Annotated in this window: 21 protein-coding genes and 1 pseudogene; 16 read left to right on the top strand and 6 right to left on the bottom strand. The window is 63.7% G+C overall.

Annotated elements, in window-relative coordinates; translation table 11 throughout:
* Positions 1 to 84: 84 nt before the first annotated feature.
* From AC1MGT_RS01095 to AC1MGT_RS01025, 15 genes are all read left to right on the top strand, one after another.
* On the top strand, positions 85 to 1,794 hold the full coding sequence (locus tag AC1MGT_RS01095; RefSeq protein WP_499502553.1) for a sensor histidine kinase: 1,710 nt from the start codon (positions 85 to 87) through the stop codon (positions 1,792 to 1,794).
* A gap of 30 nt (positions 1,795 to 1,824) precedes the next feature.
* A complete protein-coding gene (locus tag AC1MGT_RS01090) occupies positions 1,825 to 2,478 on the top strand; it encodes a response regulator (RefSeq protein ID WP_499502551.1) in 654 nt (217 codons plus the stop codon).
* Between the two features lie 194 nt (positions 2,479 to 2,672).
* On the top strand, positions 2,673 to 2,807 hold the full coding sequence (locus AC1MGT_RS01085) for a hypothetical protein (protein WP_499502549.1): 135 nt from the start codon (positions 2,673 to 2,675) through the stop codon (positions 2,805 to 2,807).
* Positions 2,808 to 2,853: 46 nt separating this feature from the next.
* Positions 2,854 to 3,027 carry a Flp family type IVb pilin gene (locus AC1MGT_RS01080; protein ID WP_482898964.1) on the top strand — a complete coding sequence of 58 codons (174 nt, stop codon included), beginning with the start codon at positions 2,854 to 2,856 and terminating at the stop codon, positions 3,025 to 3,027.
* A gap of 81 nt (positions 3,028 to 3,108) precedes the next feature.
* Positions 3,109 to 3,684, top strand: a complete 576-nt coding sequence (locus AC1MGT_RS01075) for an A24 family peptidase (protein WP_499502547.1) — start codon at positions 3,109 to 3,111, stop codon at positions 3,682 to 3,684.
* Positions 3,681 to 5,036, top strand: coding sequence for a DUF8689 domain-containing protein (locus tag AC1MGT_RS01070; RefSeq protein WP_499502545.1), 1,356 nt, complete (start codon positions 3,681 to 3,683; stop codon positions 5,034 to 5,036). Before AC1MGT_RS01075 ends, AC1MGT_RS01070 begins: the two co-directional genes overlap by 4 nt.
* On the top strand, positions 5,029 to 5,871 hold the full coding sequence (gene cpaB, locus AC1MGT_RS01065; RefSeq protein ID WP_499502544.1) for a Flp pilus assembly protein CpaB: 843 nt from the start codon (positions 5,029 to 5,031) through the stop codon (positions 5,869 to 5,871). The genes AC1MGT_RS01070 and cpaB overlap by 8 nt, the downstream gene beginning before the upstream one ends.
* 14 nt (positions 5,872 to 5,885) lie before the next feature.
* Positions 5,886 to 7,355, top strand: coding sequence for a type II and III secretion system protein family protein (locus AC1MGT_RS01060; RefSeq protein ID WP_499502542.1), 1,470 nt, complete (start codon positions 5,886 to 5,888; stop codon positions 7,353 to 7,355).
* Between the two features lie 2 nt (positions 7,356 to 7,357).
* Positions 7,358 to 7,612: a hypothetical protein gene (locus AC1MGT_RS01055; RefSeq protein WP_499502541.1), complete on the top strand. Its 255-nt coding sequence runs from the start codon at positions 7,358 to 7,360 to the stop codon at positions 7,610 to 7,612.
* Between the two features lie 8 nt (positions 7,613 to 7,620).
* Positions 7,621 to 8,799, top strand: coding sequence for a CpaE/TadZ family protein (locus tag AC1MGT_RS01050; protein ID WP_499502540.1), 1,179 nt, complete (start codon positions 7,621 to 7,623; stop codon positions 8,797 to 8,799).
* Between the two features lie 29 nt (positions 8,800 to 8,828).
* The gene (locus tag AC1MGT_RS01045) at positions 8,829 to 10,241 is read left to right on the top strand and encodes a TadA family conjugal transfer-associated ATPase (RefSeq protein ID WP_499502539.1); all 1,413 of its coding nucleotides are present in this window, start codon (positions 8,829 to 8,831) and stop codon (positions 10,239 to 10,241) included.
* A 10-nt stretch (positions 10,242 to 10,251) separates the two neighbouring features.
* Complete coding sequence (locus tag AC1MGT_RS01040; RefSeq protein ID WP_499502537.1) at positions 10,252 to 11,226, top strand: type II secretion system F family protein; 975 nt, start codon at positions 10,252 to 10,254, stop codon at positions 11,224 to 11,226.
* 15 nt (positions 11,227 to 11,241) lie between these two features.
* A complete protein-coding gene (locus AC1MGT_RS01035; RefSeq protein WP_499502536.1) occupies positions 11,242 to 12,174 on the top strand; it encodes a type II secretion system F family protein in 933 nt (310 codons plus the stop codon).
* 277 nt (positions 12,175 to 12,451) lie between these two features.
* A complete protein-coding gene (locus tag AC1MGT_RS01030) occupies positions 12,452 to 14,068 on the top strand; it encodes a methyl-accepting chemotaxis protein (RefSeq protein ID WP_499502534.1) in 1,617 nt (538 codons plus the stop codon).
* Positions 14,069 to 14,258: 190 nt separating this feature from the next.
* Positions 14,259 to 14,477 (top strand): hypothetical protein, encoded by a 219-nt coding sequence (locus AC1MGT_RS01025; RefSeq protein ID WP_332531694.1) that lies wholly within the window; start codon positions 14,259 to 14,261, stop codon positions 14,475 to 14,477.
* A 112-nt stretch (positions 14,478 to 14,589) separates the two neighbouring features.
* On the opposite strand, the gene AC1MGT_RS01020 is transcribed toward AC1MGT_RS01025, so the two are convergent.
* The 4 genes and pseudogenes from AC1MGT_RS01020 to AC1MGT_RS01005 all read right to left on the bottom strand — a co-directional run bounded on the left by AC1MGT_RS01020 (position 14,590) and on the right by AC1MGT_RS01005 (position 19,571).
* Entirely contained in the window at positions 14,590 to 15,558 is a 969-nt protein-coding gene (locus tag AC1MGT_RS01020) for an IS1595 family transposase (protein ID WP_499502532.1), read from the bottom strand.
* A gap of 122 nt (positions 15,559 to 15,680) precedes the next feature.
* Positions 15,681 to 16,094: a methyl-accepting chemotaxis protein gene (locus AC1MGT_RS01015; RefSeq protein WP_499502531.1), complete on the bottom strand. Its 414-nt coding sequence runs from the start codon at positions 16,092 to 16,094 to the stop codon at positions 15,681 to 15,683.
* Positions 16,063 to 16,311 (bottom strand): annotated as a pseudogene (locus AC1MGT_RS01010) (methyl-accepting chemotaxis protein); the annotation flags it as partial. The gene AC1MGT_RS01015 and the pseudogene AC1MGT_RS01010, both read right to left, overlap by 32 nt.
* A gap of 1,607 nt (positions 16,312 to 17,918) precedes the next feature.
* Complete coding sequence (locus AC1MGT_RS01005; RefSeq protein ID WP_499502529.1) at positions 17,919 to 19,571, bottom strand: methyl-accepting chemotaxis protein; 1,653 nt, start codon at positions 19,569 to 19,571, stop codon at positions 17,919 to 17,921.
* A 410-nt stretch (positions 19,572 to 19,981) separates the two neighbouring features.
* Between AC1MGT_RS01005 and AC1MGT_RS01000 the strand changes: the two genes are divergently transcribed.
* Entirely contained in the window at positions 19,982 to 21,127 is a 1,146-nt protein-coding gene (locus AC1MGT_RS01000; RefSeq protein ID WP_499502527.1) for a PAS domain-containing sensor histidine kinase, read from the top strand.
* A gap of 51 nt (positions 21,128 to 21,178) precedes the next feature.
* Here the strand turns inward: AC1MGT_RS01000 and AC1MGT_RS00995 are convergent, their stop codons facing one another.
* Together AC1MGT_RS00995 and AC1MGT_RS00990 are read right to left on the bottom strand one after the other, a co-directional pair.
* Entirely contained in the window at positions 21,179 to 21,832 is a 654-nt protein-coding gene (locus tag AC1MGT_RS00995) for a VTT domain-containing protein (protein WP_499502525.1), read from the bottom strand.
* Positions 21,833 to 21,928: 96 nt separating this feature from the next.
* Positions 21,929 to 22,987 (bottom strand): AI-2E family transporter, encoded by a 1,059-nt coding sequence (locus tag AC1MGT_RS00990; RefSeq protein ID WP_499502523.1) that lies wholly within the window; start codon positions 22,985 to 22,987, stop codon positions 21,929 to 21,931.
* Between the last annotated feature and the right edge of the window lie 95 nt (positions 22,988 to 23,082).

Genomic DNA, 23,082 nt, shown 5'->3' with positions numbered 1-23,082 from the left:
AAACTTCGAGGATTCTACAGGGCAATAATCACGCCTTGTAACCGTTTTAGCGAGGAGTCAACGCGTTTGTCGGCGCGCAACAACATGAGTTGGTACCCGAATACCCGTCGTTTGATCGCCGCCGCGCGGCGCACGCCCGGCGTCGCCGGACCATCGGCCGCTGCGCCTGAAGCCGAAGCCTGGATGGTGTTCGGGATGCGTGTGCTGCTGTCGGTGTCGGCGCTGCTGACCCTGTATATCGGGCCCGATGGCGTGGTCGCATCCAGCCCGTGGACCTGGCTGGTGCTCGCCGGCTACGTGCTGCACAGCCTGACATTGCTCGTGATCGCGAGCTACCGCGCGGGTTTCTGGCACGGCCCCAATGTCTACTGGATCGACATCATCTGGTACGGGCTGATCGTTCTGGCCACCGGCGGGGGCACCAGCCCATTCTTTTCTTTCTTCTTGTTTGCCATCCTGGCCACGTCGTTTCGCCACGGGTTCGATGCCGGTGCCAAGCTGACGCTGGGCGCGGTCGGCATCGTGACCCTGTCGGTGGTGCTGGTGCAGGGCTTCCAGTCGTTTCATATCCTGTTGTTGCGCGCGACCTTCATGCTTGCGCTGGGCTACATGATCGCGTTCTGGGGCGGCCTGTCCGTCGATCAGCGCCGCCGGCTGGCGTTGCTGCGTGACGTCAGCCGGCTGTCCAACCCGCGTTTTGGCGTGCAGCAGACGCTCGATTCGCTGATGGACAAGATCCTGCGTTATTACGGCGCCAATACCTGCACCTTGCTGATGCAGGACAGCCATCAGCGCTGGATCCTCAATACGGCCCACCACCCCAGGGCTGGCCGACCGATCAGCCGCAGCCGGCCCGACGCTGCGGACGTGCAGCCGCTGCTGGCGCTGGCACCGGGTGCGACCCTGTACCGCGGCCCCGGCGCCGGGCTGGTACGCCTGCTGCCGCGCGGCGGCTGTGCGGTGCGCCTGGCCGCCGGTGAAAAGGAGTGGTGCAAGACGGACATGGATGCTTGCGGCCACGTGGCCGATTTGCTCGACGCCGACGGTTTCGTCAGCGCATCGCTGCCGCTGCGCAAGGGCAGTGGTCGCATCTTCGTCACCGGCAGCCGCCTGCGCCGAGGCGATGCGACGTTCCTGAAGCACATCGTGCAGCAGGCGTTTCCCGTCATCGAAACCATCGATCTGCTCGATCGGCTGGCTTCCGAAGCAGCATTTCGCGAACGTCAGACCATCGCGCGCGACCTGCACGACAGCACGATCCAGCCGTATATCGGCCTGCGCCATGCAGTGGCAGCGATCCGCAACAGCGCTGGAGAAGACAGCGCCGTGGCCCCCGAACTCGACCGTCTGCTGGCAATGTGCTCGGACGTGATCGGCGACATGCGCGACTTTGCCCAGCGTTTTCGCAGCGGGCGTCAGGAAGAACCCGAACTGCTGATGGCGCTGCGGCGCCAGTTGCGCCAGGTACAAACCTTCTACGGCCTGGACGTGATGCTCGAGGTGCAGGGCGAGGGCGTGGCCAACGACCGCATGGCAGCCGAAGTGTTCCAGATCGTCACCGAAGGCATCAGCAATATCTGCAAGCACACGCGGGCGCGCACGGCCGGCGTCGTGATCGAGGACGCCGCCGGCCAGCTGGCGATCGACATCTTCAACCCGGTAACCGATGGCGCCGTGGCGCCCAAACCCTTCGTGCCGCGCTCGATCGCCGAGCGCGTGGCGGCGGTGGGGGGCACGCTGGGCGTCGAAGCGGATGGGCGCCAGACGCTCCTGCGCATCCGGATCCCGGTCTAGTCAGCATCGACATAATGTAATGGAGAAACCATGACCATCCGCATCCTGCTCGTGGATGACCACAAGACCATGCTGTGGGGTCTCGAGCGCCTGATCCAGGCCGAAGGCCCATCGTTCACGCTGGTGGGCAGCGCCAGCGATGGCATGGAGGCCACTGCCCTGTGCGCCGCGCTGCACCCCGACATCGTGCTGCTCGACCTCGACCTGAAAGGCAGCAGCTCCATCGACTTTCTGCCCGCGCTGGTCGCCAATGGCAGCACGCGCGTCGTGATCCTGAGCGCGAACCGCGACCAGGGCACGCTGGCCGCCGCCGTGAAGGCCGGCGCGCGCGGCGTGGTCAGCAAGGAAGCGCCGACCGACGACGTGCTGCTGGCCGTGCGCAAGGTGCACGACGGCGAGCTGTGGCTTGACCAGTCGCTGATGCAGGCGCTGCTGGGTCAGCTGGTGGCACCGGCGCGAAAGGCCGATCCGGAGGCCGAACGTATCGGCACGCTGACAGCCCGCGAGCGCGACGTCATTGGCATGATCGTGCAGGGCAAGGGCGCGCTGAACAAGGAGCTGGCTGAACGCGCGTTCATCTCGGAGCGCACGCTGCGCAACCATCTCACCACCATCTACCAGAAGCTGGACGTGGCCAACCGCCTCGAGTTGTACGTCTACGCCACCAAGCACGGCCTCTCCTGAGGCATTGCCTTTCTCCCCGCGTCGGAATGCGCCGGCGCGCGACCCAGGACAAATGTACTAGGTTGCCATGGCGCAACGTACCTTTCAAAAAGGTAGTTTTGACGGATGGCACCGAAGTCACGGGTCCGTAAGATCCTGTTCATGCGCTGCGTATCGTGACATGCGGTACGGCGGCAAGCGAACAGGAGCGAACGGTGCACGACAGAGAAGACAACCCGGAACAGCAGTATGAAAGCAGCAGCAATCCGGCCATGTCGTATGTCGTTCTCTCGGTTCTGCTCGCAGTCGTCGGCTTCATCGCGGCGATGGCCGCATGGACGAGCGCATAAAGCCAACCTGCTCATTAAAGCTTCAAGACCCCTGAAAGGATTCACCATGAATTTCATCAAAAACCTGATCAAAGAAGAAGACGGCGTAACCGCCATTGAATACGCACTGATCGCATCGCTGATCGCCGGCGTGATCATCACCGCTGTGACCCTGCTGGGTGGCAACATCAGCACCATGTTCACGAACCTGGCAGGCAAGATCAACAAGACGCCGAAGTAATTGACGTCCCGTCCGCCCCAAGGCGGACCCGATCCGGCACGGGTGGCCCCGCTGCCGGATTTTTTTTACCCGGAGATTTCCTTGTCAACTCTGCCACTCCTGCTGCTGTTCGTCTTGCTTGGCGTTGCCGTCTTCACCGACGTGCGCGCGCGGCGCATCCCGAATGCCATCGTGTTTCCAGGCATGCTGGCCGCATTCGCGCTGCATGCGCTGCTGCCGGCAGGGGCAGGGTTGTATACGACCCCGGTCGGCGGGCTTGGCATCCTGTCTGCGCTTGGCGGCTGTGCGCTTGGTCTGGCGCTGCTGCTGCCTATGTACGCGCTGAAGCTGATGGGCGCCGGCGACGTCAAGCTGCTGGCCATGGTCGGCGCTTTTGTCGGCGCGGGCCAGATCCTCACCGTCGGCCTGCTGACGCTGGTGGCAGGCGGCGTGCTGGCGCTGGGCTTCGCGGCCTGGCAGCGCAACCTGCGCCGCCTGGTCGCCAACGCGTATTACATGGCGCTGCACACGACGTACTCGGCGCTGGCCGGCACGGTCGCCGCGCCGACGGTACCGCCGGAAGCAGCCAGCGGCCGTCTGCCGTATGCGATTGCGATTGCCAGCGCCACCGTGTGCTGTGTGCTGTGGCTGCACGTGCATGGGGAGATGCCGCTGTGAGCCTCGCTTTGCTCGCCCCATCGAATGACCGGGCGCCGCGCACGGTCGAGGAAACCGGCTTGCCGTTCCTGTTCCTCGCCGAATTGCTGAGCAAGGTGCTGGCCCAGCGCGGTCAACTGCGCCTGGCTGAACTTGCCGGCCACACCAAGCTCAATGTCAGCGTCATCGACCCGCTGATCGCGTTCCTGCGCACCGAGAAGCTGTGTGAAGTGGCGCGCATCGGCAACAGCGGCACCGACGCCGACCTGTGCTACATCCTCACCGAGGCGGGCCGTGCGCGGGCCCAGGCTGCGCTGGGCCGCAACGCCTATGCGGGTCCGGCGCCCGTTACGCTGGCCGCCTACGTGGCCCAGGTCAAGGCGCACAGCGTGGCAAACATGCAGGTGACGCGCAGCGCGATGGGCGCGACCTTCGATGGGGTCGTCGTCAATCCGGTCGTGCTCGACCAGATCGGCGCCGGCATGAACTCGGGGCGCGCGCTTTTTCTGCACGGCGCCGCTGGCAGCGGCAAGACCTACCTGGCAGAGCGCCTGCGCGATCTGCTGGTCGGCACGATCGACGTGCCACATGCGCTGATGGTCGATGGCGAAGTGATTCCGTTCTTCGATAACGTGCAGCACTGCGTGACCGAACAGACCGCAGTGGAACTTCCGGGCCTGGACCGCGGCAGCGCGCCCGACATGCGCTGGGTCCGCGGCGTGCGCCGTCCCGCCGCGCTGGCCGGGGGCGAACTCACGCTGGACATGCTCGATCTGCGTTTCGATCCGCACACCCGCCTGTACCAGGCGCCGCCGCACCTCAAATCGAACAACGGCATTTTCATCATCGATGATCTGGGGCGCCAGCGCTGCACGCCGGAAGCGTTGATGAACCGCTGGATCGTGCCGATGGACCGCAATGTCGACTACCTGACGCTGCACACGGGGCACACGTTCCAGGTGCCGTTCGACGTGATCGTCGTGTTCTCGTCGAACTTCGTGCCACAGCGCCTGTCCGACGGCGCTTTCCTGCGCCGGCTTGGCTACAAGATCGAAGTGCCGGCAGCGTCCGAGGCCGAATACACGCGCCTGTTTCAGCAGGCCTGCGACAGCGTCGGCGTTGCATTCGACGCCGCGTCATTCGACTACCTGCTGGCCTGCCACCGCGAGCGCGGCGTGCCATTGCTGGCCTGCTACCCGCGCGACCTGATGCGCCAGCTGCGCGACCTGGCACGCTACGAAGACCGTGCCCCCACATTGTCACGCGCCACCCTGGACTGGGCCTGGGACAACTACTTTGCCGCGGGCGCTCCCGGCCGGCCCGCACCACAAGAACGCCGCGAACGCGGCACGACGGAGTATGAACATGCGTAATTCGAGAGCAATCCTGATCATTGGCGTGGCACTGCTGCTGGCGCTGGGCGCCGTGGTACTGGCGGCCAAGTGGATGGGCGAGCAGGGTCCGGCCGGCACCCGCGTGGTCGTGGCCGCCGCCGACATCGGGCAGGGCGCGCGCATCCTGCCGGCCAGCCTCCAGCTGGCCGACTGGCCCGCCGGCGCACTGCCGCCCGGCGCGATCACCGATATGAAGCTGCTCGAGGGCCGTATCGCCCGCGGCGACATTGCACGCGGCGAGCCGGTGCTCGAATCGAAGCTGGCGCCGGCCGGCACGCTGGGCGGCTTGTCGGCGGTCGTGGCCAGCGGCAAGCGCGCCATGACCGTTGGCGTCAATGACATTGTCGGCGTGGCCGGTTTCGCGCTGCCCGGTAACTACGTCGACATTCTCGTCAACCTGGCACCGACCAACAACGACCTGGCGCAGAACACCGGCTCGATCTCGAAGATCGTGCTCGAGCGCATCCTGGTGCTGGCCGTGGCGCAGGAATCGGCCGTGGACGACAACAAGCCGCGTCTCGTCAACGCCGTGACCCTCGAGCTCACACCAAACGAAGTCGAAAAGCTCGACCTGGCCCGCTCGATCGGTTCACTGTCGCTGGTGCTGCGCAATCAGGCCGAAGCGCAACCGGCCAACACGACCGGCGCCACGCGTGAATCCGTGCTTGGCCTGCCGGCCGTGTCGGCGAAGGCCCCGGCGCCGGTGAGTGAGCCAGCGCCGCGTACTGCATCTCCCGCACCACGTCAGCCAAGCGCGCCGCGCGACGGTGTCCTGGTGATCCGCGGCCTGGACGCCGCTTCGCAAAGCTTTTGAATGAAGATTTCGTGATGACCACATTGACTCACAAGACCCTGCTGGCCTGCGCCGTCGCGTTGACGCTCGACGCCCATGCTGCCCCGGCTGCCTCTGCCATCAAGGTGACCGCAGCCGTACCGGTCGCACCATCGGCCGACTGCATCGACCTGCGCGGTGGTGCAAATCAGCGGCTCCAGCTGATGCGCGGCAAATCCGTCCTCAAGCGCTTCTGCACGCCGGCCGGCGCGGTCATGGTGGGCGACCCGAAAGTGGCCAACGTCGTGGTCCCGGGCGCGAGCGAAGTCGTGATCGTTGCGCGCAGTGTGGGCAGTACCAACCTGATCGTGTCCGGCCGCGACAAGCGCTCGACCGTGATCGACCTGGACGTGGCCATCGATACGTCGGCGCTGCGCGCGCAGTTCGACGCGCTGTTCCCGCATGAGCGCGATATCCGCATCGGCGCCAGTGGCAATGCCGTGGTGCTGTCGGGAATGGTCAGCGACGTTGGCGTGGCAAGCCAGCTGGTGGACCTGGCCACGGCGTTCCAGGAAAGCGCCGGCCAGCAGGCCGACAGCGGCGCCGGCAGCCCGTCGCCACTGTCCGTCGGCGCACCGGCGGCGGCACCGGCTGCAGGCTCTGGCGCCGCAGCGAAAGTATTGAACATGCTGTCGATCGCGGCACCCCAGCAGGTCATGCTGGAAGTGAAAATCGCCGAAATCTCGAAGTCGCTCGTGGACCAGCTGGGCGCCAAGGCGGGTTTCTCGAAGACCAACGGCAACTGGACCTATGCCGCCGTATCGAGCCTGCTCAGTGGCGGCGCCGGCGCCGTCAGCGCCGTGGGCACCGGCATCAAGGAACTCACCATCGATGGTGAAAAGCGCGACGGCCTGGTCAAGATCCTTGCCGAGCCGAACGTCATGGCCATCAGCGGGCAGGAGGCAAGTTTTCTTGCCGGCGGCAAGATCTTCATCCCGGTTGCACAGAATGCAGCGGGCGGGGCGGGCGTGGTCACGCTGGAAGAAAAAGAGTATGGCGTGGCCGTCAAGTTCACCCCGACCGTGCTGCCGGGCGGGCGCATCAACCTGCGCGTGGCGCCGGAAGTGTCGGAACTCAATCGCGAAGGGATCGGTATCAGCACTGGCGGTTCAAGCAGCGCAACCGCGATCCTGCCAGCGTTTACGACGCGGCGCGCAGCGACCACGGTGCAGCTGCAGGATGGCCAGAGCTTCGCCATCGGTGGCCTGATCCGCAATAACGTGACCAGCACCATCAGGCGCTTCCCGTTCCTGGGCGACGTCCCGGTGCTTGGCACGCTGTTCCGAAGCAGCGACTTCCAGAGTGACCGCACCGAACTGGTGTTCATCGTGACGCCGCGCCTGGCCAAGCCGATGCAGTCGCAGCCCGCATTGCCAACCGACGAGTACGTCGAGCCGACCCGCACCGAATTCCTGCTTGGCGGCCAGCTTGAAGGCGCCGCCGCCTCTGCCGCACCGGAGAAATGATCATGAAAACCGTTACTTCCATTCTCGCCGTCTCGTGCATGCTGTCGCTCCTGGGCGGTTGCACGACCAGTTCGCTCGCCGGCACCGGCAACACCGTGCGCGCCATCATGGCCAGCCAGATCATCGCTCCCGAGGGCATGCCGGGGCACCCAGGGAGCGATGCCGGCACCGCGGTTCTCGCTTACAAGAACTACCAGGGATCATTCGCCACGCCCGCGCCCCAGGTCGACAGCACGCTGTTCGGCGCGAACAAATAGAGATCATCATGAAAATCGCAGTCCTATCGCGCGACGAGCGCCATCTGATCGAGCTGTCGCGCCAATTGCGCGCACGCCCGGGCAGCGACGAAGTCGACATGATCACCGGAACGCCGGCGCGCCTGTCGACAATGAGCGACGACGCCATCCCCGACCTGCTGGTGGTCGACCAGCCGCGCGCCGACGAGGGTGACCTCGACCAGCTCGAGCGGCTCGGTCACCTGTTCCCGCGCATGGCGTTCATCGTGCTGTCGGGCGACCTGTCGCAGGACTTTCTGCTGCGCGCCATGCGCGCCGGCGTGCGCGAAGTGCTGCCGGCCGCGCCCGGCGCTGCAGACCTGGCCAAGGCCGTCGACCACATCGCCGAGAAGTTCGGCAGCCAGGGCGCCGCGCAGGGCAAGGTGCTGGCTTTTATTTCCTGCAAGGGCGGCAGCGGGGCAACCTTTCTGGCCACGAACCTGGCCTATGCACTGTCGGCGGGCGGCACGAAGCGCGTGGCGATGATCGACATGAATCTGCAGTTCGGCGACGCATCGCTGTTTGTGTCGGACAGCAAGCCACTGGCCACGCTGTCGGATGTCGCGACCCAGATCCACCGGCTCGATCCGTCGTTTTTGTCGTCGAGCATGGTCGCCGTGACGCCGAACTTCAGCGTGCTGGCCGCACCATCGGATCCGGCACATGCCAGCGACGTCAAGCCGGAGCACATCGACGCGATCATCAAGCTGGCGCGCCGCCAATACGATTTCATCGTGCTCGACGTCGCGCGCAGCCTGGATCCGGTGACGATCCGTGCGCTCGACCATGCCGACACGATCTACCCGGTGCTGCAAACGACGCTGCCGTACATCCGCGACGGCAAGCGCCTGCTCGACGTGTTCCGCAACCTCGAATATGGCAACGACAAGGTCGAGATCGTCGTGAACCGCCACGACAACAACAGCGACATCAAGCTCAAGGATCTCGAGCAGGCCTTTGACACGACGCACCTGCGCACGATGCCGAACCACTACGATGCGGCGGCCAAATCGGTCAACCAGGGCGTGCCGATCACGCGCCTGGCGCCCGACAGCCCGCTGAGCGCAGCCTTGATGACGATGGCGCGCAGCCAGACGGGCGAGGCGGCGCCGCAAGCGGCGGCCAGCGTGATGGCGCGCCTGTTCAAGCGCCGCAAGACTGACGCATGACCCGCCAATTGTCCAAGGAATCCAGCGACATGAACATGATCCCATCCGCCTCGCTGCGCGAACGCCTCGGCAGCGCAGCCCTGGCCAGCAGCACCAGCACGATAGCGGGCGCACCGACGCGCGTGACCAGCGGCGCCCCGGCGCCACGCGCCGCCGCCGTGCGCGGCGGGCCGATCGACAACCGCGCCTACCACCAGCTCAAGGCCCGCATCCATGAAGCGCTGCTCGACCGCATCGACCTGGAAAGCATGCAGCGCCTGAACGGCGACCAGATCCGGCAAGAGCTGCGCCTCCTGGTCGAGCGCCTGCTCGAAGAAGAGATGGTCGTCATCAACGATGCCGAGCGCAAGATGCTCACGCGCGACATCCAGAACGAGATGCTGGGCTTCGGCCCGCTCGAGCCGCTGCTGGAAGATCCGACCGTCTCGGACATCCTGGTCAACACGCACAAGCAGGTCTACGTCGAACGGCGCGGCAAGCTCGAACTGACCGACGTGACCTTCACCGACGAAGCGCACCTGATGAAGATCATCGACAAGATCGTCTCGCGCGTGGGCCGCCGCATCGACGAATCGAGCCCGATGGTCGATGCGCGCCTGCCGGACGGCTCGCGCGTGAACGCGATCATCCCGCCGCTGGCGATCGATGGCGCCGTGATGTCCATTCGGCGCTTCTCGGCCGATCCGCTGCGCCTGGCCGACCTGGTCGCGTATGGCAGCATGACGGCCGACATGGCCGAGGTGCTGCAGGGCTTGGGCAAGGCCAAGGTCAATATCGTGATCTCGGGCGGCACGGGCTCGGGCAAGACGACGATGCTCAATGTGATCTCGGGCTTCATCAGCCACAACGAGCGCATCGTGACGGTCGAAGACGCGGCCGAACTGCAGCTGCAGCAGCCGCACGTGGTGCGCCTGGAAACGCGGCCGGCGAATATCGAAGGCAAGGGCGAAGTGACCCAGCGCGCGCTGGTCAAGAACGCGCTGCGCATGCGCCCCGACCGCATCATCCTGGGCGAGGTGCGTGGCGAAGAAGCGATGGACATGCTGGGCGCGATGAACACCGGCCACGAAGGCTCGATGGCGACCCTGCACGCGAACACGCCGCGCGAAGCGCTCACGCGTCTGGAAAACATGATCAGCATGGCGGCGCCGAACCTGCCGCCGAAGGCCATGCGCCAGCAGATCGCGTCGGCCGTGGGCGTTGTCGTGCAGGTCTCGCGCCTGACCGACGGCAAGCGCAAGGTGCTGTCGATCACGGAAGTGACGGGCATGGAGGGCGACGTCATCACGATGCAGGAGATCTTCACGTTCCGGCAGACTGGCGTGGCCGACGATGGCACGGTGCTGGGGCAGTCGACCGCCACCGGGGTACGGCCGCACTTTGCCGAGCGCCTGCGCACGTTCGGCGTGAACCTCGCGCCGCACATCTTCGAGCCGCGCTAGGACCCCTGGCATGGATACCACCTTCCTCCTGTTCATCCTGCTGGTGTTTGCCGCCGTCCTGCTGCTGGTATGGGGCGTGTACACGGCCTGGCAGGCGAACAACAACCCGGAAGCCGAGCGCATCGCGCGCCGGCTGCGCAGCGTGATCGGGCGCGAGACGCGCGAACTCGATGTCACCATCGTCAAGGAACGGCGCCTGTCCGACAACCCGGAGCTTGAACCGCTGCTGCGCCGCGTGCCTGGCGTGTATCGGCTGGACCGCATGCTGCTGCAGGCGGGCAGTGCGCAGAAAGTGGCGTCGCTGCTGGCCGTGTGCGCAGCGTTTGCGTTTGGCGGGATCGTGGCGGCGTTGCTGCTGCGCCTGCCCTTGCTCGGCTTCATGGGTTGCACCCTCGTTGCCGGGTGGCTGCCGCTGCTGCGCCTGACGCGCGCGCGCGATGCGCGCATGGTGCGCTTCGAGCGCCAGCTGCCCGAAGCGCTCGACATGATGAGCCGCGCGATGCGCGCCGGCCACGCGTTTCCGACGGCGCTGAAACTGGTGGCCGACGAAATGAGCGCACCGCTGGGCGAAGAATTCAAGACTGCATTCGATGAAGTCAACTTTGGCGTCTCGATGAGCGACGCACTGAATAACCTGGCGCAGCGCGTGCCGAGCATGGATTTGCAGTACTTCGTCGTTGCCGTGCTGATCCAGCGCGAGAGCGGCGGCAACCTGACTGAATTGCTGACGTCGATTTCGAGCATCATCCGCGATCGTCACAAGCTGGCCGGCCAGGTGCGCGTGCTGTCGGCCGAGGGTCGCATCTCGGCCTGGGTGCTGTGCCTGCTGCCGTTTGGCGCCGGCGGCATGATGGCGCTGGCCAATCCCGAGACAATGGGTGTGCTGGTCAACGATCCGATCGGGCGCCAGCTGAGCGGCGCGGCGCTCGGCATGATGGGTTTTGGCGTGCTGGCGATCCGCAAGATCGTACGCATCCGGATGTAACGAAAGTACGACACGATGACCATGGCAAACATTCTCATGCTGGCAGCGATGTTCCTGCTGGTGTTCGGCATTGCGGTGGCAGCCTTGCTGCTGCTGACGCGCGATCCCGTCAAGGCGCGTCTGGTGGCGCTGGACGAGCGCGATATGCCCAAGACCCGACGCGGGGACGGCTGGGGCGCGCGCCTGGCCGATTTCGCCGAGCCGCTGGCCAAGCTGTCGGTGCCGACCGACGGGTGGGAATCCTCGCCATTGCGGCTGCGCTTCATCAATGCCGGCTGGCGCGCGCCCTCGGCTCCCGGGCTGTACCACGCCGGCAAATCGGTGCTGACGATCGGCCTGCCACTGCTGGTCTGGATCGCGCTGCCGCACCAGGCTGACCGGCCTCTGGCGCTGACCTTCCTGCTGCTGGTGAGCGCGGCCAGCATCGGCTACTACCTGCCGGACTTTCTCCTGAAGCGCCGTGTCGCCAACCGCCAGCGCGACATCTTCGAAGGCTTCCCCGATGCGCTCGACCTGATGACCGTCTGCGTTGAAGCGGGTCTGGCGATGGATGCGGCGCTGGCCCGCGTGGGCAATGAGATCGGCCTGAAAAGTCCGGTGCTGGCCGACGAGTTGCAACTGGTGACGCTGGAACTGCGCGCCGGCAGCGCCAAGGAAAAAGCGCTGCGCAATCTGGCGCTGCGCACCGGCGTGGAAGACGTGGATGCGCTCGTCAAGATGCTGATCCAGGCCGAGCGCTTTGGTACCAGCGTCGGCACCGCGCTACGTGTGCAATCGGAACAACTGCGCACGCGGCGGCGGCAACTGGTGGAAGAGAAGGCGGCGCAGATTGCAACCAAGCTGCTGTTCCCGCTGATCTTCTGCATTTTTCCGGCATTGCTGGTGGTGTTGCTGGGACCGGCGGTCATCCAGATTTTCCGCGCGATTACTCCGGTGGCCGGTAACTGAGAGGGTCGCGCAGGTCCGCGCTGCACGGCAGTCCGCCCGATCGACAGGCGCAGAAGATCAAACAGCGCCATATGCATGCTGAATCGACCATGTTTGAGGTTGAAAGTATTTACGTGCACTACGCGAAGATTCGGCTCTGTTAGGCGAAGATGTTGGCCGTGTGCAACACGCGACGGTGTCGCATGTGCGATGATATTTCTTTTGGGCATCTTTGCCATGCGGCGTTCCTTTGCATACGCAGGGCGCCGGTCACACACACCCTCCCGGATAACCGTTGATGAAAAACTTAAAAATAGGCACGCGCCTGGCGTTCAGCTACGCGGCCGTACTGATCCTCATGGCCATCGTGATCGTTGTTACCCTCGGTCGCATGGGCGACATGAAAGATGCGACCGATCGCGTGGTCAATACCAGCATGAAGAACCAGCGCAACGTGGCCGAGTGGTCCAAGATCATCGAAGTCAACACCACGCTGATGGAAATGGCGTACCGCACGCCAGAGCCCGAGCAGGTCAGGATCATCACTGACCGTATTGCAGCGGGTTCGGTGCGCTCCACCGAATTGCAGCAAACGATCAAGGCCGGCTTGCGCAACCCGAAGTCGCAGGCTCAGCTCGAAGAAGTGGTGGCCGCCCGGGCGCCGTACCTGGCCGCACGCACCGCGCTGCTCGCTGCCAAGAACGGCGGCGACACGGAAGGCGCACGACGCATCTTCGACACCCAGATGCGCCCGACGAGCCTTGCCTACCTCGAATCGATCAACAAGCTTGCGGTTGCCCAGCAAAACTCGGCAGGAAAATTCGTGGCCGATGCGGCTGCAGCGTATGACACGGCGCGTACGACCCTGATTGGCCTGGGAACGCTCGCCATCGTGCTCGGCGTTTCCTTCGGCATCTTCATTACCCGCTCGATCGTGCGGCCGATCCAGGATGCGGTGGCGGTTGCCGACCGCGTCTCGTCGGGCGACCTGGGCAGCCAGTTCACCGTCACGACCCGCGACGAGACCGGCCAGCTGATGGCGGCCTTGCAGAAAATGAACGATAACCTGCTCGGTATCGTGACCCGTGTCCGGGCCGGTACTGAAACCATCGCGACTGCCTCGGCCGAAATCGCTGCCGGCAATCTGGACCTGTCGCGTCGCACCGAACAGCAGGCCGGTTCGCTGGAAGAAACTGCTTCGTCGATGGAAGAACTCACGTCCACCGTGCGCCAGAATGCCGACAACGCCCGCCGCGCCAACACGATGGCGTCCGAAGCGGCCAGCATTGCCGGACAGGGCGGCGCCGTGATTGCGCAAGTGGTCGGCACGATGAGTGAAATCAATGCGTCGTCGCGCAAGATCGTCGACATCACCAGTGTCATCGACAGCATCGCGTTCCAGACCAATATCCTGGCGCTGAATGCCGCCGTGGAAGCGGCGCGTGCCGGTGAACAGGGCCGTGGCTTTGCCGTCGTTGCCACCGAAGTGCGTAACCTGGCGCATCGCTCGGCTGCTGCGGCCAAGGAAATCAAGGGCCTCATCGACGACTCGGTACAGAAAGTCGAAGCTGGCACCAGTCTGGTCGACAGTGCGGGGACCACGATGACCAATATCGTGCAGAGCATTTCCCTCGTGACCGGCATCATGAGCGAAATCTCGCATGCCAGCGACGAACAGAGCGCCGGCATCGAGCAAGTCAATGCCGCCATCACCGAGATGGACCAGGCAACGCAGCAGAACGCTGCGCTGGTCGAGCAAGCCGCTGCCGCCGCCGGTTCGATGCAGGAGCAGGCTGCGCACCTGGCCGATGTCGTCAGTGTCTTCAAGACCGACGTGCGCGCTGGCGCCGTCCATCAGGCACCAGCGCGCAGCCGGGAAGCGCCGGCGGAACGCCTTGCGTTGGCGGGCGTCTGAGACGGCCTGCGCTCAATACATGGCGGTGCCGGCATTGCGCAGGTACCGCCTGGTTTCCTGTTGTTGATCAAATACGGGATTGTCGAGATAGTTGATTTGTGAATGACGACTATCATGGATCGCAATTTGATTTCTATCTGAGAGAGCGCATACTAGCTTCATACCAGATCAAACACACAGGAAGAAAATCATGACCACCTTGTCCCTTCGCCCATCGTTCGCTGCCCAACTGGCCGCCGTGTTCAGCACCGCATTCGATTTCGTGCGTGAAGTCAAGGCAGCCCCAAGCGCCGCAACCCGCACCACCGGCAGCGCCGATGTCTGGGCGTTGTACCGCATGACCCGCGGCGCCGATGCGGTCTCGCCAGCAGTGGCCCGCCGCCTGGCTGCGCACGCCAAGTCGAACTGATCGCCTCACACTGATTGCACGTCCGGGACGATTCCCGGTATCGATTCAACGCCCTGCCTGATGCAGGGCGTTTTTCGTTGCGCTGTCAGCGCTGTCTTTGGCGCTATCAACGTTATCTGTTGATGACGCTGATAGCGATACTAAGCAATTGTTCTGACGACATAATCCGCTCACCATCCAGCGCCCAGCGCCAGCCCAGGTAATTGGGCAGGTAGCGCGACGCCACGCCACGAAAGCCCTGTAGCCAGGTCTTGAAACGCTGGTGGTAGGCATTCACGTTCTGCACATGGATGGCAAGATCGCCTAGCCGCCTCGCACGTACCCCGGCGCGCACGTTGACCGTCTCGTGCGCGATTCTGTGCTTGCGTGCAAAGGCGCGGTAGGCAGCGTGGCTGTCACTGACCAGCAACGCCTGCCGATCGAGCCTGGGCAGCAAGTCGCGTTCGAGTTGCGCAGCCGTGAGCGCACCCCGGCCAGTGACGGCATCGGCCGTGCGCCCCTCGCGGTCGCGCGCGACCAGGATGCAGTCCAGTTCACTGGAAATACCCCGTTTGGCAGCGCGGCCGCCGCGGCGGCGCGGTGGCCGATCGAGCGTTCGCGAACCTTTTTGTGACTCGAGCAGAAATGTTTCGTCAGCTTCGACGATGCCGTTAAGCGCCGCGGGTCGGTCGAGCTTGACCCAATGCAGGAAGCGGTGGCGCCAGCGAAAGGCCGTATTGCGGTGTACACCGACCCGATCTGCGGCCTTGCGCACGGTGAGTGAGTCGAGCAGCACCTGCGAATACGCGAGCCATTCGGCTTTTTGCCTGAGGCGCGCCAGCGGCGTGCCGGTGAGGTCGTTAAAGGTGCGGCCACAGGAACAGCAACGATAGCGCTGCAAGTCGTTGGCGAAACCATGCCGATAGCAACGCTCGTTGCCGCATTTGGGGCAGCAGCGGCCGGGCGCTCTGACATCAGTGATGAGCGCAACCACCTGATCGAGCCCGGCTGCAGGATGCAGGGCATCGAGCACTTGCCGGCGCTGTGGCCCGTTCAGTGAAGGCAGTTTTGCGAACCAATTCTTGAAACGTGGCGCTTTCATGCTCGACTCCTGACGCTGGGGGCAGGGGTCAGACCATTGGACTGCTCATCAGTTCAAAGCTAGTCTCTATTTAACGTTGACTGCGCCTTGCCTTTTCGATGGCCCTGATGAATACCTGGTATTCAAGCAAGAAATTTTGCGATGCTGTGTTGCAGGCTGTCAGCCTGCTGCTTCAAGGCTGTGCATGCAGCTGACGTCTCTTCAACCAACGCGGCATTTCTCTGGGTGTGATCGTCCAGTTCATGGATCGCCGCACTGACCTGTTTAACGCCGTGTACCTGTTCCGTCGATGCTGTGGCAATGTCTTTCAGGTAGCCGCTCATTTTGTGCGCATTGCCGACAACGACCGTCATCGTGGCGCCGGCCTGCGTCACCACATGGGTTCCACCAGCAATCTGGGAGACCGACGCTGCGATCAAGGTCTTGATTTCTGCAGCCGCTGCCGCGCTGCGATGCGCCAGGGTACGCACCTCCGATGCAACCACCGCAAAAACCACGACCTGTCTCGCCGGCGCGTGCTGCTTCGATAGCCGCATTCAATGCAAGGATATTGGTCTGGAAGGCGATACCATCGATGACGATGGTGATGTCGCTGATCTGTGCCGACGAGGCATGGATCTCCTGCATCGTGGTAACCACGCTGGAAATCACCTTGCCGCCGTCGGCGGCAAGGCTGGCACTGTCGGCCGCGAAGCGCTCGGCAGTTCCGGCACGCTCTGCGTTACCGCCGACGGTGGCGCCGATTTGTTCCATGGCTGCTGCCTGCTGCTCAAGCGATGCCGCCGCCGCTTCGCTGCGTGCCGAGAGGTCCAGGCTCGCTTGCGCGATCTCGCTGCTGGTGCCGTGCAATTCATCGGCAGAGCGGCTGACGGCGCGCACCAGGGTATGCAGCGCGTCGTACGCGGTACGCAGGTCGAGGATCACCATTGCCGGTTCATCCTTGCCCAATGGCCGCGCGGGTATGCGGCGCAAGTCTCCCCGCGCCATTTCCTTGAGATGGCGGCTGATCAGCGTCAGACCGCCGCTCGTCACCCGGTAAAACGCATAAAAGAAATACGCCGCGCCCAGTATCGCAACCACCAGCACGCCCAGCAGCACGTCGCGTTCGAGCGTGATGGCGGCAACGCGTGCCTGCAGCAGGGCATCGAGCTCCGTCATGAGGCGGCCTGCAAGCGCGTACTGTTTTTCCAGCACGCCGTTGGCCAGGTTGCGGAACGCACCTGCGGTGTCCGGCTCGAGAGACACGCCGTCGGTCAGGTTGCGCTCGGCATACTCGAAGAGCGCAGTCGTCGCTGCCGATGGCGTCGCCAGGGCCAGACGCGTGACCAGGGTGTCGTCACCCTTGATCTTCGCCAGGCCGGTCGCCATGCTGTTTGCCTGAAATTTCGCCACCGTGATATGGGTCGTCAGGTCACGCCGCTGCACTGGCGTCGCATTGCCTGCGCTCAGCACCCCGATCCCGAGCCCGCGCAATTGCGCGGTTCGCTCGGCGATGTCAGGAATACGCGCGAAGCTTGCATCCATCAGGTAGTAAGTCGATAGTTCCGGATCGAGGGTCAGATTCGAATTGTCGGTGACGACTTCCATCAGATGGGCCAGCGCCTGCACATGCGCTGTGTGTGCCTGGAACACGGCGGCGCTCCCGGTGACATTCATCACGTTGGCGTAGGCGGCCAGCGCTGCGCCATAAGCTTGGCTGGTCTGCAGCGTCTTGCCCTCGGCCTGTTCGGCTGCGGCCAGCCTGGCGTAGCCTGTCGCCAGGTCCGACTTGACCGCCGCCATCGACGCCGGCGCCACGCCGTCGGCCTGCAACACGAGCGTGTCGCGACGCAGTTGCTGCGCCAGGTCGATCAGCGGATAGATCGTGCGGTTGTAATGAACGCCGACGATCTCCTTGCGTGAAAATGCAAGGTCGTCCGCTGCCCGTGAAAAGTAGATGGTCGCCAGCATGGCCAGCGGTAGAAGGAACAGGGCGGCGATGATCGCGGCCTTGGCACGAAATCCGATCGTGCGCATGACGACAACGCCCGGCATCCAGATGCCGTGGGCCTTCCATGCGCTGGCGTGCTGCGGTGCGCTGTGGCCCTCTGGCCGGACGCCCGGTTGTATTCGATCGATAGGTAGAGATGTCATCATGACGGTTTTAGAGTTCAGAATTGGCAGGAAAGCGTGCAAGGCACACTGGCGGGGCAGCGGCTGATCCGATGAGGTTGTGGCAAGAGCGGCAGCGAGCACTTCGCAGCCGGCAACAGGCCATCATCGCATCGCCGCCCCCTGCATGGTCAACCGTCGCTCAGGCAAGGGCGGTTGCGCGGCGGCGACGCTTGCAGTGCAAGAAAGAGCGGGCCGGCAAGTCCGCGTCAGGCGTCCGCCAGGCGCAACGCCCCGATGCCCTGATCCGATCGTGCCTGCCTTGGCCCGGCTCCACTGGCAGCGCCATGCGCGACATCGAGCTTGAAGGTACCTACCACCACTTCGAGGCGCAATGCCTGCTCCTGGAGCGACTGCGAGGCGGCGGCCGCCTCTTCGACCAGCGCGGCATTCTGCTGTGTGACGTTGTCCATCTCGTTGATCGCCGTATTGATCTGCCTGATGCCGGTTTCCTGTTCGCTGCTGGCAGCGCTGATCTCGGTCATGATATCGGTCACGCGGCGCACGCTCACGACGATATCGTCCATGGTTTTGCCGGCCTCGCCAACGAGGCGGCTTCCGGTCTCCACACGCTGGACCGAGTCGTTGATGAGCGTCTTGATCTCTTTTGCCGCAGTGGCCGAGCGGTGTGCCAGGTTGCGCACTTCCGATGCCACGACCGCAAATCCGCGTCCCTGTTCGCCGGCGCGGGCCGCTTCGACTGCGGCATTGAGTGCCAGGATATTGGTCTGGAACGCAATGCCATCGATCACGCCGATGATGTCGCCGATCTTTCGGGCCGAATCGCTGATGGCGCTCATGGTCGAGACCACTTCGGCCACCACGCCGCTGCCGAGCATGGCGACGTTGGCGGCATTCGTTGCCAGACCGGTGGCTTGCCGTGCGATGTCGGCATTCTGTTGCACGGTCGAGGTCAATTCTTCCATCGACGATGCTGTTTCTTCCAGCGAACTGGCTTGTTGTTCAGTGCGCGATGACAAGTCCAGATTGCCGTCTGCGATTTCCCTGCTGGCCACGGCGATTGACTGGGTTCCCTTGCGGACATCGGTGATGATCACGTGCAGCTTCTCGATAAAACCATTCAACGACTGTGCCACCTGCCCGAATTCGGCGGGCAAGACCGGCAGGCGGTAGGTAAGGTCACCGTCGCCGCTGCGCAGATCTTCGGTAGCGGCCAGAATGACGCGCAGCGGGCGCAGGACCATGCGCGTCAGCAGGATGGCCAGCATGATCGACAGGATGGTGGCCACGCCACCGCCGCCGATCAGTGCGCTGTTGGTCGCGCTGTGCAGCGCCTCTGCCACGCTGGAGCGTTCGGCCAGCAGCACTTGTTCTGCCTGGGCCAGCTCGCCCAGTGTGGCGCGCATCCGGTCCATCAGCGCCTTGCCTGTGGCGGTCTGCTCGAAGCGGACCACCGCATCCATGGCTGCGGGGTTGCCGTTTGCCTCGCGGCGCAAGGCGATGACCGGTTCGGCAGCGACGGCGCGCCACTGTGACTCCATATCCTGCAGTGCACGCAGGCGCGTCTGCTGCTGCGCATTGTCGGACGTCAGCGCCATGACGCTGTTGAGGCTTTGCTGGAAAGCTGCCTTGGCAGCAATATATGGTTCGAGCGAAGCGTCCATCCCGGTCAGCGCAAACCCACGCTCTCCAGTCTCCATGTTGAGAAGACTCTGCATCATGTCCTGGCTGCCGGCGAGTACGGTGTAGGTGTGCGTATTCCAGGTATTTGCCTGGGTAAGTTTTGAAAAGTTGGTATATGACACCGTCAACAGCACCAGCAGGATGGCGACAATCAGCGAGAATCCGCAATAAAGGCGGCGGGCGATGCCAAATGTGAAGCCGGCTTGGGTGGCGTGCATGGACGTGTTCCTGTGTTGGTGGATTCCCGCTTTTGCAGGAAGCAATGGTGTCGATTGGGGTGTGCAGCGTCCTGTCCAGGGAGCCACTGAAATAAACGCAGCGGGGGAGGCGGCGTGTCGCAAGTTCGTATCAAATACGGCGACGCCCGACAAATAGTACGTTGAGACTAGAGTAACTAAAGTTACATTATTGAAATAAAGTGTCATTGTTCATATAAGACAACGCTCGTTGTCTGTTGCGTCCGGTGAGAATTCGTGACTCTCTGCATCAAAACTTTGCTTGCGCGTAGACATCCGGTCACGTCAGCCTCCGACAAGAACTGTAGTGAGTCTCCTACGCAGTGCAAATGTTGCAACCTCGATAATGTCGATTGAGACTTTGATAGCGGTGCTCTTTCCGCATTTGCACCATGAACAATGAGAACACGGCCCTCGAGGGCGAATTTAGCGAGCTGGATAATGGGTGGCCCGAATCCTATTCGTGGGCCATCGAGCAAATGCCTTGCCCCGCGTACTGCTGCTCTCCCAATGGCGCACTGGTCCACGTCAATGCTGCAGCAAAGCGGATCTGGGGTGATGACTGCCCGCTGCTGGAAGACATGCGCTGGGATGGGTTCGAAACGCTCCGGTCGCTGGATGGCCAGTTGCTGGACAAGACGGCTAGCCCGGCGGCGCAGGCAGCCGCCGGGGCATCGCCGTGTCCTACTGAACTGCTCGCCGTGTGCCGCGACGGTCAGCCCCGCCGTATTGTCGTGCACGCGAAGCCGGTATTCCACGCCGATGGCGCCGTCGTGGGCGCTTTGTGCTGCCTGACCGACATCAGCGAACAGCGCCGGCTGCAAGAGCGGGAGCGCGACGCTGCCCACGCGCGTGAAGAATTCCTGGCCATGCTTGCGCACGAATTGCGTAACCCGCTGGCACCCATCATGAGCATCGCTGGCCTCCTGCAGCGCGCCAACAAGGACCCGGGCGTGGCGAAAATGGCCGGTGTCGTCCAGCGCCAGACCAAACAGCTGGCGCGTTTCATTGCCGATCTGCTGGACGCGTCACGCGTCGATTGCGTGCACACGCTGCCGGTCGAGCTGCGCCGTTGCACGAAGCATGAGATCGTGAACCTGTCGCTGGACGCGGTGGAAACGCTGGTGCGCTCGCGCAATCAGCGCTTGATCGTCGAGGTCGACAATCCTGATGCCGAGTTGCGCTGCGATCCGGAGCGGGTGGCGCAGGCACTGGGTAACGTGCTGTGCAATGCCAGCGCGTTCACGCCGGACGGCGAGGAAATCTGCCTGCGGGTCTATATCGAAGGCAATGTGCTGCGCGCCGAGGTCATCGACTGCGGGGCCGGCATTGCGGCGGAAGACTTGCAGCACATTTTCGAGCCATTCGAGCGCCGTGCGCTGGCGCCGGGCCGCGCGCCCGTCGGTGCGGGCCTGGGCTTGACGATTGCCAAGGGCGTGTGCGAAGCCCATGGCGGATCGATCTTCGTGCGCAGCGCGGGGCCGGGAATGGGCACCACCGTGTCGATGGCCTTGCCAGTGGCCGTCTGCGCTTCCTGACCTTCTGGCCGGGGATATTCCCCGGCTTGGTTGGCAGCAAATGTGGTCAGGTCAGACCTGGCCGCCGGCACGGCGCGCGCGGTGTCGTTCCATCAGCCAGGCCACGATGCCCGGCACCAGCGACAGCACGATGATGCCCATGATGACGGCAGTCAGATTGTCGTTGACCCACTTGATATTGCCAAAGATATAGCCGGCAACCGTCAGCGACACGACCCACAGGGTGCCGCCTGCGACGTTGTACGCGAGGAAGGTGGCATAGCGCATGCTGCCCAGCGCCGCCACGAACGGTGCGAGCGTACGGACGATCGGCACATAACGCGCCAGCACGATGGTCTTGGGACCATGGCGCTCGAAGAAGCGCTCGGTATGCGCGATGTGCTCGGCCTTGATGAGGCGGAACCGGTAACCGCGCTTCACACGTTCACGAAACGCACTGCCAATGGCAAAGTTGAGGATATCGCCGGTTACCGCTGCGACGATCAGCAGCGGGATCAGCATTTCCAGTGACAGCATGCCTTTGGCCGCCAGCGCGCCGGTGACGAACAGCAGCGAGTCGCCGGGCAAGAATGGCATCACGACCACGCCCGTCTCGACGAAGATCACGGCAAACAACAGCACGTAGACGAGCAACTGGTATTCGGCCGCCAGTACGGCGAGGTGGCGGTCCAGGTGGAGGAACCAGTCGAGCAGGGTAGTGAACATTGAATTTCTCGTTAAATCAGGTTGCGGCAGGACCCCGGCCAACGTGATGCTGGCCGGAGCAAAGCGCGTATCTTACCTTTACTGCAACCCTTCCTGTTACTCTTCCTGGAATTCGTCCGAGCGGCAGAACAGATCCCAGGCCGCGATGAACAGGGCCGCAATCACCGGTCCGATCACAAAGCCGTTCAGGCCGAACAGCGCCATGCCGCCCAGCGTCGAGAGCAGGATCACGTAATCGGGCAGCTTGGTATCCTTGCCGACCAGAATCGGGCGCAGGATATTGTCGACCAGACCGATGACCAGAACGCCATACGCGGCCAGCACCACGCCCTGCCAGATCGCGCCCGTCACCAGGAAATAGATCGCCACCGGCCCCCACACCAGTGCCGCGCCGATGGCCGGCAGCAGTGACAGGAAGGCCATCACCACGCCCCACAGCAGCGGGCCGGACACGTCCAGCATCCAGAAGATCAGTCCGCCCAGTGCGCCTTGCGCGACCGCCACCAGCACATTGCCTTTGACCGTGGCGCGGATGACCGTCGTGAAGTTCTGGAACAGACGGCTCTTGTATTCGACGCTCAGCGGCACGGCGCGCTGGATGCGCGCGGCCAGGATGCGGCCGTCGCGCAGCAGGAAGAACAGCAGGTACAGCATGATCGTCATGCTGACCACGAAGTCGAGCGTGTTGCGGCCGATATTGAGCGCATACGTGGCTGCGGCCTGGCTGATCTGCGCGGCAAATTCGGTGATCTTGGTCTGCAGCGAGGCCAGGTTGGTCAGTTCGAAGCGTTCGAGGATCGAAATGGCCCAGTTCGGCAAAGCGCGCATCACGACCTCGAAGTAGTGGGCGAAATCGATCTGCCCGCTGCTGACCATCGTGTAGATACCGGCGACCTGGTCGACCAGCGACGCCGTGATCATGGCCAGCGGCAGCAGCACCATCAGCACGATGACCAGGAGCGAGAGCAGGGCGGCAATGGTCGGCTTGCCCTTGGTTGCCCGCAGCAATTTCGATTGCAGCGGCGCGAAGATGATGGCGAACACGACGCCCCAGAACACGGCGCCAGAGTACGGCAACAGAATCCAGAGGAAAGCGATCGTGACGATCGTGAGCAGGAGCAGAAAGGAATTCTGCGGAAGGGTAAATTGCTTCATTGGCTGCGTTTGCAAAAAGGTTAATGTTTCTGGATGATAAACCATGCCGCTGAAAGCACCGGGTGCGTTCGTGTAATGACGCGGGTGGTGTGCCA

Source organism: Telluria sp. BA11 (genome assembly GCF_056680305.1).
This window is presented reverse-complemented; position numbering and strand designations above follow the sequence as displayed.